Here is a 14,760-nt window from a genome sequence, read left to right as displayed (position 1 = left end):
CCATGAGCCACACAGGCCACATTAACGACAATAAGTTAATTATTTAAGTAGTTTACAAGCTATCATGGGGGAGCCTTAGCTTGGCCATAAGCAGGGTATCCTCAAATCTTCCACTGCGATAGAAATTTAACCGTTGGTACCCCTCAACGGCAAAGCCGAGTTTCAAAAGAACATTTTTCGAAGCAACATTATCAGGGTGAAGTTGGGCTTCCATGCGGTGAATCTTATATCTTTCAAACGCATCATTGGTGGCAAGAGTGAGTGCCTTGGTCATGATTTTCTGCCCCCAGAATTCGCGATTTAGAGCGTAGCCCAATTCGCATATACCTTTTTTGAAGCCAAAAAAAGTAATCCAACCCACAAATCTCCGATCTTGTTTGGGCAATTGGATCGCCCAGCTTGAAGTGGAAACTTGGCTATCATCTTCAATGTACTTTTTCATCGTTTCAAGGGTTTGTGACATGGATGTCTGGGGCTCTGTGGACCAATACTTCATTGCTTCTTTGTCAGACATGATTGCGAACATGCCTTCGGCATCACTCCGCTCTAGAGGCCTTAACTCGAATTCCTGATGCAGAAGTCTATCACAGCTCTTGATCACAAGCTTCTCCTCGTATTGTTTCATATAGCACCGCAAGCTATCCTAACGGGTATAATATTAGAAGAATGCTAGAAGCTAGGAAAACAAGTAAGCTACTTTGAAACTCACTCTGGTCCGCGAAGTTGAACTTATACTGTGGCTGGCAGATACCGTAGTTTTAAAGCCTCTACAACCTAGACATCTTCCCACGAAGTCGTCACAATTGAAGCGAACTCGGTGGAGGTCTTATGGATAAACGTCGCTCCGTAGAAATAAACAGTGCTTTCCTGAAAGCAAGGTGCCTAGAACTCAAAATCAAGCATTGGTGGCTAGCCGATTCTATCGTGTCTGATATGGATTCTAAACTGGATAACGCAGCATTGCTTATCATCTGGTTCACCCAGCACAGCATCTATAGTGCCATCCAAATCGGTCAGCTCCTGCTTCACAGCTGCCAGCCCCACCCCACGGCCAGCAATGTCATCCACTGTGCTTGCGGTCGAAAAACGCTCCTCGAAAACAAGCTCGGCAACCCGTTCCAAGTTACTCAGGGATGCTTGTTCAGTTGACTGATTGTATCGATTGACAATCTTCTGAAGATCGAGCCCTTCACCATCATCAGAGTATACTAGGTGAAAACCGTTTTGATTCCAGTCTGCATCGATTCGAATAGTCCCTTGGGCGGCTTTGCCTCGTTCCATTCTTTCGTCCTTACTAAGGAAACCATGAGCAAGGGGATTCCTCATCAGGTGACCTAAAGAGTTATAAATCACATGCTGCAAAGCTTTCGGGATCATAAGCTCGGGATGATTACAGATGATTCGTGTTTGCGCCAATCCCCTAGAACTCGCGATCTGTATAGCCTCCGATTCGATCGCTTCGATAATACCCTGTAGCTCAATGCTCGTATAATTCTCAAGCTGCACCAGAAGCTTTGATTGGGGTGCTACCTTTGCGATCTCAGCAAAGCATTGGTCAAGCAGATCGGTTTGTTGCTTCATATCGGATTTAAAAAACCGTTCATAAAGCTCAAAGTACTCTTTTAGAGTATGAAGAAGCTCACCGCTCTCTCGAAGTGCTTGATCTGCTTCACCGTCGAATAGCTCCTCGATGTGATGCACCATCTGGCTAACCTCTAGCAAACCAACCTGTCTTGCATTGCCCTTGAGAGTATGAAGTTGGTTTTTCAATCGACTCATCTGCTGATCATCAATACAATTTTTGATAGTCTGCCCGAGGCTCTTTAAATTAGTCATTTTCAAATCGAGACTCTTATCATGATTCTCAAGCAATAGGTTCATGAACTCGTGCTTTCGCTCTCGCTCTTCTGCTACCTGTTTCACTTTTTCAAGCTGAGTCACGTCCTGAATCACCAATAACACAGACTTGATACGATCCTCGTGGACAATGGGAGACCATTGCAGAAGAAATCGCTTTTGTGTTTCATCCTTCATACGATAGTTGACTTGCATCGGCAAGTGATCACGGTTGATTTCAAACTGAAAGTCTGATTCCCCAATACAAAGTTCCAATGAATCCAGGGCCTGCCGTCTTTTTTCGTTACTAAGGCTTGTTCTTTCAAGGAAATGATCGAGTCTAGTGATATTCTCTCCACAAAGTTTCAGCAGCTTTTCCGGCTGCTCCCCCTGCAAGACTTGCCCCTCAGATATATTCAGAATCGCTTGATCAATCGAAGAAAAAATCGCGCGAAGATTCGCAATAGCTAGCTGCAGATCATCTTGCTTCTTTTGAAGCATCGCGCTCAGATGACTCTGGCTAATTGAAAAGTAGCCTAGAGAAAAAGCTATAAACACTCCGAACAAACTAAATGTTAAGAACTGAAATAGATCGGTACCCATACGCTCCAAGCCTAGACGGTCCGTATCGTAGCCAGTTGCCTGAACTATAAATAACGCTCCATAGAGAACTAGTGCTAGTATCGTAAGCCAAACGATCTCCTTTGCTCGGCGGAACAAAAGGGCCGTTAACCCAGGTGTGACGCCCACCAACCAAACTGCTGTCGTGGCATAAATCCCCCCGGTGTGTAGACAAACCCCTGCCAGCCCCAAACCCGTGGCAATCATATTCATACGCGCCGTAAAAACCGAATAAGACTTAAAAAGAAAATTGGAAAAAAATAGGACAATGCTGAGGATGCCTACGCTATAGGCAGACTCGATTGCTCCGATAAAAATATAGAACACCATATAGACAATAGCTATGATCAAGCCTATGTTCGTAAAGATAAAAGCTATCTTCGCAAACCAATGATCCTCTCGGGTCGGATAACTATCTGAGGTAATTCCCACAGTAGCAGCAAGACGCTCGCCGTAGCGCTCTGCACGATGTAATACACCCAGCATTACCATCGATTGCGAATTCTTTCAGTAGCTTAGATAGAAGGTTAGACGCATTTGTCTCAAGGTATGGTAGCATGATGATTTGCTCTCATAAGGGTCAGAAATTGCCCTGTCCTCGATTCAAGCACGAACACCATAGACTTTACATTGTTTCATTTTTGTAGCTCATTTCGGTGTGAAGCTCAAAGGATCTCAATTGCGATCCCCATCTGCCTATGCTAAGAAGCCCAAACTAATCAAATCAAGGAGCGTTTATGTTTACCCTACCAAGAGGGCTCCAAGCCCTATGTGTCGTTTGTTTGGCAGGCTCCATTGCTTGCCAAGAGACCTCGGAATCTCCGCCGGTCTATAGTTCAGTATCGGATAGCTATGCCCCCATCAGTACCGATCGAAGTACGGGGGTAACTGCTGAAAGCGATACCAAAGCAAGTAGCGAGTCTTCAAACACTAGTAATGCCCCGACTCTTACCGAGGAACCGGCTGTATTCGAGAGGCGCTGGATAGGTGGCCCAGACACTCCCGCTGCCCATTTGGGGAGCATACTAGACGCCTTCAATCGTGAAAAGTTTACAAGCTTTCAGGCTGATGAATTCCACCTTAGTGAAGAACGACTATTGGCCACAAGCCAGTATCGTAGGTATGCCCAAGTTCGGGCGGGCATCCCGGTTCGCGGTTCATCGATCCGTATTTGGAGCCACCCGGAAACCAAAGCTGTCGTCCAGATTGAGGCCCGCCTTAGCAAATACCCTAGTGAACCAGATCCGCAAACCCTCTCTAGCTTTCGTGGCAATCAAACAGAGCTGACTCGCCAGCGCTTTGCAAAGGCAACAGAACAAGTTGCAAAACATCCCCTTGATCCCCTCGCCGGTGACCACGAATCTCATTTCTTTTGGGATGGTGCCAAGCTTGTTGAGGAGGTCAAAGTTCATAGCGACCAAGGTATTCATGAGTTTTCTTTCCATGGCACAGAAAGCCGAGTCGCCAACTATCATTATCACCAGCACCAGATGACAGATCATGGGGGTCGGGTTCCAGCCCGCGTCTATCCGATCTGGGAACTGGGACCAGGCCTTGACTCACCCTCGACTCTGATTCCTGCCGAAATCGATCTTCTTGACCCTATGCTTCATGAAGCTGACAAAACCGATTTTCGAGTTATTTCGGGGCTGAATCTAAAGAGACAAAATTATAGCGAAGATCTAGGCAACACCATGTATGGCCGAGATCAAGGCCTCTGGAACTATGATTTCCTGGAATCAATCATCCGGGGAATTTTCGCCACTCTTCCCATGAAGGAAAATGCGTTTCAAGACGAAGGCTCATCCCAAGTAAGACTAGTCGGTAAGTACGCACGAGTTTTCATTCACCCCGCTGCTGCTAACTTGTATGGGATAAACTTTAACGTTGATCCCGCTCCATTTATATATCCTTCGTACCAGTATAACTCCGAAACTCAAGAGTCGATTCTGAACCCTCAACTGAGAACCTTTGGTAGAGCACTGAAGGATCGCCTCGATGCCTACGATCGCATTCCATTGCCTTCAGGTAAGGTCAGCAATGACATTGTGGAGCTTATCAACTCGGGCTTTGATGAAATTCAGATGTACTGGGCTATGAATATCTTGTTCGAGCACCTTCATCAAATGGGTTTTACAGACCCTGAGCTATCCACTCGGCCATTTGATGCCATACTTTTTAACCCCAGTATCAATGCTCGTAACAATGCTTACTACAGCCGCGATACCATCAACTTTACCAATTATTCCCCTGATAAAGGTAATTATGCTAGAGACAATACCGTCATCTGGCATGAAATTGGTCATGGACTCCAAGACCGGCTGATGGGCGATTACTACCGCTTTAATGATAGCGGAGGGTTGAATGAGGGCATGGCTGATATCATCGCTCATCTGGTTGTAGAAGCCCGTACCTTGGGTCAAAACTTTCCAGGTCGCAAGGATCGACGCATCAACAATCGAATTGGTTTCCACCTCACCAACGAGAGCCATGACGATGGCGAAGCCTACGGCGGAGCCATGATGGACATGACTGATGCGGCTATCAAGCGATTTGGTATTCATGATGGTCTGGCACGGTCATCGGAACTCATATTTGAGACCATGCGACTTACCCGGGATCATCCAGGCATCACAGCAGAGGTTTGGTTTGAACACATGATATTCGCTGATTCCCTCAATCGCCCCTTCCAACTGCCATCAGGAGCTATACGCGAGGCTGGTGAGATGAGGTCGCTGATCATGGATGCACTTAAATCTCGAAATTTTGCCTTTGCCCAGAGTGATACTCCCGCAAGCTTCACGGTAGAGTTTGAAGATACTGTCCTTAGCTCCCGTAGCCTCGCTTCACGTGGGAATCCCATAAAGCTCGATTTAAATGACGACGAGACGAAGAGCTTCACGCTTCGCTTCACAACAGCCAATGGTAGTGCCTTTAGATTCAAGTACCCTCTCTCTATTGAAATCGACTACGAGGGAGGGCCTTTACAGGGGTCGGTAGATTGGCTTGGTCAGGATCGAGAACCTCAACGAGTGACGATTTCACAAGCTGAAGCTTCAGTCGAGCATACAGTAACCGCCCGGGGAAGATGTGAGACCATCAATCGCTCCGATAACACCTGTTCGGACTTTGTGTATCTCAAGTTGTTTCAGTCTGGCGACAGTGAGCCAATTGGCAAGAAGCGATTCTATGTTTGGTCCAACAAGAATTGAACAGACTGCAAATAATTTCTAAAAAACGCGCAACCTACCGATAATCTGAGGCAGGTAAACCTCAAGAGCTTACGGTGTTGCGCATACCACTCCTTCACTCGCTTAAAGGAGCCTTCCTAAGTGTAATCCGACAAAAATGGAATATCCCAAGCATCAAAATCCTTCTACTGAACTACAGCCAAAGAATTGAAATCCCGCTTTCAGCCGTTGATACTTCCTAAAGAAATTTCATGCTCAGAAAGGATGAATCGTGAAGAATCGAATTTTAATAAGCTTAGGATTGATGTTTTTTTTCCTTAACACTTCTAGTTTTGCGAACACTTTGGACGAAGGAGACCAAAATCACAAGCTCGCCGCAACCGACTATGTACGTATTCAGAATTTCTTTAACCTGGATTCTTATGTGAATATTGAGTATGGCCTTGATGCGAGTCCTGTTCTACCCGGATGGTTCAGTGCGCAATGGGTTTTTGAGAAGGTAGGTTCATACTATCGCATCCGCAATCGCTGGCGTACGAATCACTATCTCCACACAGAGTATGGCAAACTTGTGTCTGGCCCCATACTTCCTGAGTGGTTGAGCGCCCAATGGAAGGTGATTCAAGAATCCCCAGCTTGGAGTGATCTAAGAGACTTAGATGTTCCGGTCTATAGAATTCAAAATCGATGGCAGGCTAATCAGTATCTTCATATGGAATATGGTGAGTTAGAAAGTGGACCGATACTCTCGGGGTGGTGGAGCGCTCGTTGGCTCCTGGAAGGGTTTGGGCGACAATGCCCACGGGGCTTTACTTGGACCTTTCAGACTGGTCCTGGCATGGGAAGCGATCCCGAAAATCGATGTGGCTATGACTCCTATGGGAGATCTTGTCCGTACATCGTCAGGCCGGTTGAAGGAGGATCTCGGTACCCACTCTTACGATACACTTGCCAATAATACTGTAAGGGGGCAAGCCCCCCATGAATAACTCAATAGAAGCCTGGTTCAGCTGGAAAAAGTTTATCCTTCATTGCCATCAACTCATCACAGCCTTGCAGGTCTTCCGAAATAGGAATCAGCGCCATGGGGCTAAGGCCATAGTCTGGGTTCTGAGCAGGGTTAGAAGGTCGCTTAAGCATATCCAAAGTAGCATCAATCACCATCTGCTCTGAGTAGTCTTCCACATAGCCCCAAAGCGAACCGTCCAAGTAAAGAGTCAGATGGTTATTGAAAATTTCGCGGCGGGCGATATAAAGGTCGGCCTTAATAAAGCCAGCTATGGTGATTTTCACAGTGACACCTGGCTTGCCATCACCATCATCGTCATTGATCAAAGGATCGTTCGGATCAAATGAGATGGGCTGAGATGGATCACCATCAATTCCTATAAGGGTCGGTGTTGCTTTACGATAGACCTGCCATGCTCCATCCTTTTCAAAGACGTCAACGACCTGAACCCGGGGCTTGATCGCCTGCGTTGCCGCGTCGCTGAATACTGACTGGACATTCTTCTGATTAATTCGGTGCTCGGCGTGACAAAAGCGATCGTACTCCACCAAATCGCCATCATCATTAAGGTAGAAATCCGTAAAGCCGTAGGATATGATAAATGATCGCATCGGACCTTGGTCCGTTTCATCCTCATAAGCAACCACATCGTAATGAGCGTAGTGGCCCGCAATAGCTTGTTTCGCTGCCTCCTTATCAGCTGGTTTTACCCAGTCGGGTTTATTGTCGGGCACTTGATATAGTGGCGAGTCAGGCCATGGCAAAGGGTCTGTGCAAGCCGTCAAAGACAAGAGACTTGCGCCAGCGATAAGATGTGTCACTCCACGTGTCATTCCCATAATTCCTCCCTGGTAGAGCGCTAAAGCGTTCTGATTTTATTGATGAATGAAAGCGCTCTTTTAGCTCAAGCCCCCAAGATCTGCAAGGCTAGAGCACCCACTGAAGGAATTTCCAAACTGAAGCGTGGCTTAGTTTCGCTGAGCTAAAGACAAGCCTCTTGTTGAATGAAAATAGTAGTCAATTAAAGTTTCACAATGAGACGATTTTGATAAACCAGGATGGACTTCATAAATGGTGCTGTTTCCAAGATCTAAAGAGCCTTGTCCTTGTAATAGATCCGAAAGCTCCTCGGAGCTGCAGTAAGAGAGCAATAACTGATCAAGGCTGCCGTCTATGATGAGATTCAGAAAGTTTTCTATGTTTCCAGCTGCGACGAATTGTAAAGCGGAAGACAGGGGACGCTTCGCTATGGTGCTAGAAAAAAGCTCACTATACACTTGGCGAGGAATCCGATCCAAATCGAGATGATAGATTTCGTCCTTGTCCACAGCGCTAAGCAAACAACCCACTCCACCGCGACTGATCCATATGGGTAGGAAGCCATTGACCATGACATACCGATATCGATCTACATTCGAAAGTCGTATGATTGTCGACGGCTGAGGGATATAACCGGACTTTCGGTAACGTCTCGATGATTTAGTGAACTTCTTTAAAACACGAATTTCCAAAGAATTAAAAATAAGGTCAAGCCTAGGCTTGTCGAATCCTTTCAGTTCAAACATAGCTCTATCCAAGGTACATGGTTATAAATGATTGTTCGATAGTACCAAGGAAACTCTGCATATACTCGTATTAAAATGCGACTAGAGTGTTATTTATCTAACTTGTGATTCTTCGATGTATGTTATAATATTTGTAAATATTAGTCTATATGGACTGTTTTCATTGCCACTTCAGACTTCAACGTTCGATTTACGGGGCACTTCTCTGCAATCTCCCGCAAACGCTCCGTCTGCTCGGAGCTTAAATTACCCTTAATCTTGATCGTTTTGGTGATTTGATCCACCCTACCCGTTTTGTTGTCGCAAGTTTCACAGTCTTTTCCATGAATCTTCTGATGCTCCAGACTGATTTCAACATCATCAACAGGCCATTCCTTCCTACGGGCATACATTTTCACGGTCATCGCCGTGCAGGCTCCTAATGATGATAAAAGCAAATCGTAAGGCCCCATTCCTAGGTCATCTCCTCCCAAACTCTTTGGTTCGTCTGCCAGCAATTGATGTTGCCGTGCACGAATCAGGTGAGTGTATTCATGATTTCCTACTCCTCGGAGTTCAACCAATGTTGATTCGCTATCATGAGTCTCATTCGCCTCCTCTTCAGACTCCTCTAGAAAGCGGCTGACCCATGCCCCTAGAACTGTCGCGACGTAATCAGCATCTTTCTTATTAGAAAGGAGGTGGTCTGCTTGATCTAACGAAATAAAGCTTCTCGGGTGATTGGCAGATTTGAATATTCTAGCCGCATGGTCGATGCTTACCGTCTGATCACCGGGCCCATGCATCACCATAACAGCACCTTCGAAATCAGACAGTCTCGATAAAAACCTGTCATCGTTGACGTCATCAATAAACTCTTTTTTAATGGTAAAAGTACGATTAGCCAACGAGACTTCAGCAAATCCCTTGCTTTCGATTTCGTCTAATTTTCCTGCGAAATTATTGAGAACATGCTCAGCCTCACTGGGTGCTGCGATACTGGCTACGGCTTTTAAGGCCGGTAGCTGGGGTGCGGCAGCGAGCACCGCGGCTCCTCCTAGACTATGTCCGATCAGAATTTTAGGTGCCTCTTGATATTCATTTTCCAATGCTTGGTAAGCTGCAATAAGATCATCTACATTAGAAGAGAAGCCACTATTCGCAAAATCTCCCTCACTGCTTCCCAAGCCTGTAAAGTCAAAGCGGAGCACGGCAATATCGGCATCCGTTAAGCCTCGGGAGATCCGACTTGCAGCCAGTATATTTTTGGAGCAGGTAAAGCAGTGGGCAAAGATGGCAAGAGCCTTGAATGGCTTCGATGGCAATTCAAGCTTTCCTGATAAACTATGCCCATCTTTATTCTTAAAATCGAATCGTTTGGTTTGGTAACTCAAGTCATCCTCCTTGGTCTTAGTATCGTTTCAGCTTAATACAGACTTGAGTCCCTGCCGATGAAAAAAACTCTCCAATGCAACAAATCTTAGCCGCCCTTTAAGAAACAGGTATCCTACCATCTTGACTGTTTCCAGATGATTCCGGCCCTTGATTCTTAATTTTCTGATAGTGCTCCGCAAGTGATTTCCGGTACGGCTCACCATAATATTCCCACTGGAAAGGAGGACTGCTGAGAATAGCTTCCCTGCTAAGTTCCATATGAACACTGCGACCAATTTCGTCAAGCGCTGCTGCAAACAATGGTGATAAGCAAAAGGTTTTGCCACCTGGCAACCACCGACGGCTGCAAACAACTAGGTCAATAAGTAGGAAGTCATCGTCTGTTATGATGAGATCAGAAAGCTCACCAAACTCCTCGTCGTCAGCTGACGAGATCCTATAGCCACATATTTCCCGGCAACTTCTTAAATTCTGGTCATCTCGATCTCCATTTCCCCAGGGGCGTCGCGCGTCTTTTTCCTTGGGATGACTGTTGCTTGATTTGATTCGATGACCTGGATACGGATACCAGCTATAACTGAGAGGCGCTCCGGTCCAGTATGGAATCCAGCTGTAATGATGATACAGCTGGCTTTCAAATTGCCTAGAAACCGGTAGGTGATCTTCTAAAGATGGAGCATCCTGTATTTTCCTCTGATTAAGATCAAAGTATATTTTTTCTTTTTCATAGTCACATGATTCAATGGCGTATGGAGAAAGAAGAATCTTGTTCCCTGGCAGCCAACGAGATTTATCGATCACTACATATCGCATGTTGAGGGTACGATCATCGAACAGCATATCCTTGACCCGACCTATTTCTCCATCCTTTGCATAAGCCGTAAAATTTCTCGCTTCGTTGAACAAAAATGCCATAAGACCTCCAATTCTGGTTAATTCGATCTCACATTGGGTTCAGCAAGTTCTGTTCCGACCCATTTTAAACACAAAATCAACTAGTTAAGGAGAAGCCCTTCCGATATGATCATAATGTGAAGCCAAAGCCCCACATCACTGACTGAAAATAGATTCACTATTTTTTGACTACATTTGTTTTTAGAAGCGTTACGATGTTGACATTTATAGAATATTTGTGACAGATCTTACCGCAGGTGCTCGGTCACGTTGATTCTTCAGTCGAAAAATGCAAGTTTTTTAGGCAGAAGAATCAACGTGACTGGGCTCTAGTTAGAAAGATTAAACTACTTGACCATAAATTGTTTCGAAAGCTATTCTGACCACAGTTTTTCGACCTAACATGGGATGCTGAAGTGATTCATATGCTCTATTAGGTTTCTTCCAACTCGTAGATAGGATAATACTATAAATGAAGCGCAGTGCTGCCTCAAGTTATACCTATCTTATCGAGACGTTTGATTCGCCAATCCAATTAACGTTCTTTCTTCAGCGCTAGAAATAAGACCTAGCCTCCTTGCTCGCCTTACTGCATTTACCGCATTTTGGGCCATTCCTTGATGGACGTTTGTTCCATATCTTGGCCAATTTACTCTAGTGTTCTGGTAGCCTTGAAAGTGAAGTCTCATGGCTTGATAGTAGTTTCCGGCTCGAATATGCCTGCGTTCTTGTCCCGCCATTACCCCACGATCGTAATTTGATCCACCAGAAGTCGTGGGGTGAAGGCGATGGACTTGCCTCGGTAGCGCCATGGACGGAGCACTCGCTACCCTGAGGTGCATTCGTCTTCTCATGCTTGAGCCACCTGGGAGCTGGGCACCAACAGTCGGTGTGTGATCCACCTCCACACGGATTGGTGCCCCACTTCGACCTCGGTTAATTATGCTGCTACCGATAATTCTCTGATGAGCGTAGGAACCTACCCCAAATCGTCTTGCCAAAGTACTCATTGCTGTTTGTCGAAATAATCTGAATCCACCTGCCATTCGGGAGGTTAAAGTCCCCCTAACACCTGCTTGTGAGAGAGAACTTCTGGTCTGCTCTGCCGTTAAAGACCTAACAGACCTCCTCCTAACTGATTGACGAGCTAGGCCCGTTGGGTCCATACTATTGACTGGGTCATTGGCAACGTAACTGTAGAGGTTACATTCCTTGTACCGTTCTTCACATATATCTGGAGCCGCTATAAACAATGGGTCAGGGGACGTGAAAGCTCCAGATGTAGGGTTATAGTAACGAGCATTCATATAAACGAGGCCAGTTTCATGATCAACTACCCCCGAAGAAAACTCCGGAGATAGGGTATGAACCTCGGAAGCTGAAGCAAAAGACTGCATTGATGCCAGGAAAAATAGAAGAACTTTGCTCAGTCTATCGCCGCTAAACTCTATGAGGATGTGGACTATCGCCACGTTGTACTGACAATCCCAGCTCAGTTTCGGTCGATCTTTTATTGGAATAGATCTACAGGGGATTTATACAGCGCTTTCATATCAATGGGCTGGCATTTCGTAAAAAGCTTTATGGAAAAAGTTGCAGGAGTAAGCCTAGAATGTGGCTGTTTAATAGTGCTTCATACTGTAGGAAGAAAAAGCGATTTCAAGCCGCATTTGCACATTATGCTGATGTCCGGTGGCATAAGCCCTGAGGGCCAATGGATTTCCTTAAAAAAATTTGATTTCTCTATACTCAATCGAACTTGGAAGGAAACGCTACTAGCTGGAATGAGAAATTGGGACGAACTGGGTGAATTCGAGTCTGTTTTCAGTGAAACAGAGTGAACTTGGTTATATGACTGTCCACCGGTGATTGGCATTGATGAACAGCTTTTGTAAGCCTAAGTATGAGCCTGTTGAGTATGCGTCAGTGATCGTAGATCACAAGAACAAGTGTCTATATGAGTTAATTGATGGCCGTAATAAACGAGACTTAGAAGATGCCGCTTTGAAGTTCAAAGGAACAGAGAATGTTAAAGTGGTGACTTTGGACCTATCGTCGACCTTCAAATCATTCGCAAAAAATACCTTCAAGAATGCTCATCTTGTTGCAGATAAATTCCACTAATCGCAGGTCCTTTTGGAATTGAACTACCCCTAAAAGTCCACAATCGTTCTAGAGTCTGTTGCCAATAGCAGCGCAGAATCCAGTGAAGAACTGATTTATGTTTTAGGCAAACGAGTCTACCAAAAGCGTGAGTTTTCTAAAGCTGAGCACTGCTTCAAGGAACTAGCCTATCAGAGGAGGATAATCTTAATTCGAATGGTGTGATCGTAACGATCTGAAAGGGATGTCTCGATTTTCCCCTGTCTGATCACTTGCCGGAAATTGGGGTCTCGGGCGACTTGAAACCGGAGGCTGATGGACGAGACTTGGCGATGGGGTGCTAACCTAGTCCATAACATTACAGATTGCGGGCTAGGATCACCAGAGGCAATCCCTTGTGGAAATAATGATAGGTTGGGGGAGAGGGATTCATTGTCAATAGCGGCTATCCCTTGCCAAGGGGTAAATGGAATGGCTAAAGCGGCTGCGACGAGCTGTCTTCGATTCACAGAGATCCCTTTAAGTCATAATCTTAAATCACAAGAATCATTGTTTCTGAAACTGGTTTTAGGCCTAAAACGAGAAGTCCCATTTATCAGCAAAGTAGGTTTTGAGTGCCTCCACTTCATCGTCACTCAGTTGGGTATCGAAAAACAATACCTCCAGCATATCACCATCGTACTTTTCTGTACCGCCGTCTCCACCAAGACGGTAGGCCTCAAAGGCATTTTCCGATGAACCACTGATGGTCAGGGTCTGTTCAGCACCGAAGTTATTGTAAAATTTACCGTTACTGGCAGAATCACGAGAGATGGCATAAGCATTGTACCCCGTAGTATCGAGGGTGACTCCCGTATTGGCGATGGTCCCCCCTAATGCGGCTCCTATATGGCCTGGGACGGATGAGGGAATACCCCCAAACATAAAGCCACGGGTTCCGCCGGCATCTGCCCCCCAGATAATAGGCTGGCTGTTAGCTCCCCCCGTGGATCCAATGGAAAAGGCGGCGGCCACTGAAAAAGGCCCTGTATCAACATTATGAATGGGGCCAGTGCCGGCAGCGGCTATGGTTAGCAAGTTACCACTGAATCTGACCGCAGAAAGGCTGTTCTTGACATTGGTTTGATAGGTCGGAAAATCAGTAGCTTCTGTGCCGTGCTCGCCATTATTAAGGTCGGTCTTGTCTTTCCAGCAGCGAACACTGTCGCCGCCTGTCGTGACCTGACTTGTGCAAGCTGTATCGGTGAATAATGTAGTCTCATCCGAGCCGTCATACCACAGCTGGAGGCCAGTGATATCGCTTGGGGAGAAACGAGACCAAGGATCACTATAGACGACAGCCCCTAAGTTCCCTAGGCTATCGGCCTCTCTTAGTCCGGCGCAATAGGATAGGGTTCCTATAGCCAAACTGATGGTTTGCTGATTGCCGTCTAAATCGTTCGCAGAGAAGGAGTAACCCGAACTTGGATCGACGGAGTCAGGAACCCGAATCCAGTCCATTAGAACTGTTGAGTCGTTGGCATCACATACTCCGTCACCAGATTCTAGGAAGAAAGCAACTTCGCTATAGGAGAAACCTGCCCCGTTATCGGTGGCTTGGGTCCAGGTTAGAGTAGGGGATTGGCTTGCGCCCGAAGTCAAGTTAGCCACGTCTAAGCGTGTGGCTTCTGGACCAACAACATCTACGAGCCTTGAGACATGTATGACCTCTCCTAACTGACCTTGAGTTCCTTGGGCTTGGATGTGCAGATAGTAGGTCCCCTCGCTCTGGTCAGGGATCTCAGCGGTGAAAATTTCGCTAAATGAGGAATCAGGAGCACTATCGGGTAACTGATCGATACTGATGCTCACCGTGCAAGGTATGTCACAGGACCAGGAAAAGGTTCGATCTTGGGTGTACTCCACCCCATTTGTTAATCCTAAGATCTGTGGAATATTATCTAGGTTCAACTCTTCTTCGGCGTTGAAAGATGGCGACACCTTGGTGAATTCCCCAAGGGGGTTTTTACAGCCCCATGTTGCGATGAGTATCAAGGCGCTTGGTAAAGTCTTCATAGGCCCTCCATGGGACCTTCTATCGACCTGAAACAAGTGACCTTAAAGATCCCTTTTCCGAAAGAATTAAAATACCTGCTTCAGATCGAATAGGACCTCCCGATGGCAGGGT

At 46.0% G+C, this 14,760-nt stretch carries 13 protein-coding genes; 4 read left to right on the top strand and 9 right to left on the bottom strand.

Annotated elements, in window-relative coordinates:
• Positions 1-52: 52 nt before the first annotated feature.
• Positions 53-625 carry a GNAT family N-acetyltransferase gene (locus B9N89_RS12685; RefSeq protein WP_132318804.1) on the bottom strand — a complete coding sequence of 191 codons (573 nt, stop codon included), beginning with the start codon at positions 623-625 and terminating at the stop codon, positions 53-55.
• A 284-nt stretch (positions 626-909) separates the two neighbouring features.
• Positions 910-2,949: an ATP-binding protein gene (locus B9N89_RS12680; protein WP_132318806.1), complete on the bottom strand. Its 2,040-nt coding sequence runs from the start codon at positions 2,947-2,949 to the stop codon at positions 910-912.
• A 245-nt stretch (positions 2,950-3,194) separates the two neighbouring features.
• Here B9N89_RS12680 and B9N89_RS12675 point away from each other — a divergent pair, with 245 nt between their 5' ends.
• Together B9N89_RS12675 and B9N89_RS12670 are read left to right on the top strand one after the other, a co-directional pair.
• On the top strand, positions 3,195-5,669 hold the full coding sequence (locus B9N89_RS12675; RefSeq protein ID WP_132318808.1) for a gluzincin family metallopeptidase: 2,475 nt from the start codon (positions 3,195-3,197) through the stop codon (positions 5,667-5,669).
• Between the two features lie 250 nt (positions 5,670-5,919).
• Complete coding sequence (locus B9N89_RS12670) at positions 5,920-6,606, top strand: RICIN domain-containing protein (protein ID WP_132318810.1); 687 nt, start codon at positions 5,920-5,922, stop codon at positions 6,604-6,606.
• A gap of 32 nt (positions 6,607-6,638) precedes the next feature.
• On the opposite strand, the gene B9N89_RS12665 is transcribed toward B9N89_RS12670, so the two are convergent.
• From B9N89_RS12665 to B9N89_RS12645, 5 genes are all read right to left on the bottom strand, one after another.
• Positions 6,639-7,496, bottom strand: a complete 858-nt coding sequence (locus B9N89_RS12665; protein ID WP_132318812.1) for a hypothetical protein — start codon at positions 7,494-7,496, stop codon at positions 6,639-6,641.
• 129 nt (positions 7,497-7,625) lie between these two features.
• Positions 7,626-8,222 (bottom strand): hypothetical protein, encoded by a 597-nt coding sequence (locus tag B9N89_RS12660; RefSeq protein ID WP_132318814.1) that lies wholly within the window; start codon positions 8,220-8,222, stop codon positions 7,626-7,628.
• Between the two features lie 140 nt (positions 8,223-8,362).
• Positions 8,363-9,595: a bifunctional alpha/beta hydrolase/OsmC family protein gene (locus B9N89_RS12655; protein WP_132318816.1), complete on the bottom strand. Its 1,233-nt coding sequence runs from the start codon at positions 9,593-9,595 to the stop codon at positions 8,363-8,365.
• 97 nt (positions 9,596-9,692) lie between these two features.
• A complete protein-coding gene (locus B9N89_RS12650; protein ID WP_132318818.1) occupies positions 9,693-10,511 on the bottom strand; it encodes a PRC-barrel domain-containing protein in 819 nt (272 codons plus the stop codon).
• Between the two features lie 485 nt (positions 10,512-10,996).
• Positions 10,997-11,887, bottom strand: coding sequence for an RHS repeat-associated core domain-containing protein (locus B9N89_RS12645; RefSeq protein ID WP_132318820.1), 891 nt, complete (start codon positions 11,885-11,887; stop codon positions 10,997-10,999).
• A gap of 159 nt (positions 11,888-12,046) precedes the next feature.
• Between B9N89_RS12645 and B9N89_RS32420 the strand changes: the two genes are divergently transcribed.
• Positions 12,047-12,331, top strand: coding sequence for a transposase (locus tag B9N89_RS32420; protein WP_132318822.1), 285 nt, complete (start codon positions 12,047-12,049; stop codon positions 12,329-12,331).
• 37 nt (positions 12,332-12,368) lie between these two features.
• Positions 12,369-12,614 carry a transposase gene (locus B9N89_RS12635; protein WP_132318824.1) on the top strand — a complete coding sequence of 82 codons (246 nt, stop codon included), beginning with the start codon at positions 12,369-12,371 and terminating at the stop codon, positions 12,612-12,614.
• Between the two features lie 170 nt (positions 12,615-12,784).
• Here the strand turns inward: B9N89_RS12635 and B9N89_RS12630 are convergent, their stop codons facing one another.
• Both B9N89_RS12630 and B9N89_RS12625 read right to left on the bottom strand, forming a co-directional pair.
• Complete coding sequence (locus tag B9N89_RS12630) at positions 12,785-13,102, bottom strand: PhoD-like phosphatase N-terminal domain-containing protein (protein WP_132318826.1); 318 nt, start codon at positions 13,100-13,102, stop codon at positions 12,785-12,787.
• A 64-nt stretch (positions 13,103-13,166) separates the two neighbouring features.
• The gene (locus B9N89_RS12625; RefSeq protein WP_132318828.1) at positions 13,167-14,648 is read right to left on the bottom strand and encodes a hypothetical protein; all 1,482 of its coding nucleotides are present in this window, start codon (positions 14,646-14,648) and stop codon (positions 13,167-13,169) included.
• Positions 14,649-14,760: the final 112 nt, after the last annotated feature.

Source organism: Pseudobacteriovorax antillogorgiicola (genome assembly GCF_900177345.1).
Classification (GTDB): Bacteria; Bdellovibrionota_B; Oligoflexia; order Oligoflexales; family Oligoflexaceae; genus Pseudobacteriovorax; species Pseudobacteriovorax antillogorgiicola.
Note: the sequence above shows the minus strand (reverse complement) of the source record. Positions and strands in the feature narration are given on the sequence as shown.

Coding starts and splice junctions, on each gene's coding strand:
- B9N89_RS12650 (WP_132318818.1), bottom strand. CDS start 10,511: ATGGCATTTTTGTTCAACGAAGCGAGAAATTTTACGGCTTATGCAAAG.
- B9N89_RS12665 (WP_132318812.1), bottom strand. CDS start 7,496: ATGGGAATGACACGTGGAGTGACACATCTTATCGCTGGCGCAAGTCTC.
- B9N89_RS12625 (WP_132318828.1), bottom strand. CDS start 14,648: ATGAAGACTTTACCAAGCGCCTTGATACTCATCGCAACATGGGGCTGT.
- B9N89_RS32420 (WP_132318822.1), top strand. CDS start 12,047: ATGGGCTGGCATTTCGTAAAAAGCTTTATGGAAAAAGTTGCAGGAGTA.
- B9N89_RS12635 (WP_132318824.1), top strand. CDS start 12,369: ATGAACAGCTTTTGTAAGCCTAAGTATGAGCCTGTTGAGTATGCGTCA.
- B9N89_RS12645 (WP_132318820.1), bottom strand. CDS start 11,887: ATGCAGTCTTTTGCTTCAGCTTCCGAGGTTCATACCCTATCTCCGGAG.
- B9N89_RS12675 (WP_132318808.1), top strand. CDS start 3,195: ATGTTTACCCTACCAAGAGGGCTCCAAGCCCTATGTGTCGTTTGTTTG.
- B9N89_RS12680 (WP_132318806.1), bottom strand. CDS start 2,949: ATGGTAATGCTGGGTGTATTACATCGTGCAGAGCGCTACGGCGAGCGT.
- B9N89_RS12660 (WP_132318814.1), bottom strand. CDS start 8,222: ATGTTTGAACTGAAAGGATTCGACAAGCCTAGGCTTGACCTTATTTTT.
- B9N89_RS12685 (WP_132318804.1), bottom strand. CDS start 625: ATGAAACAATACGAGGAGAAGCTTGTGATCAAGAGCTGTGATAGACTT.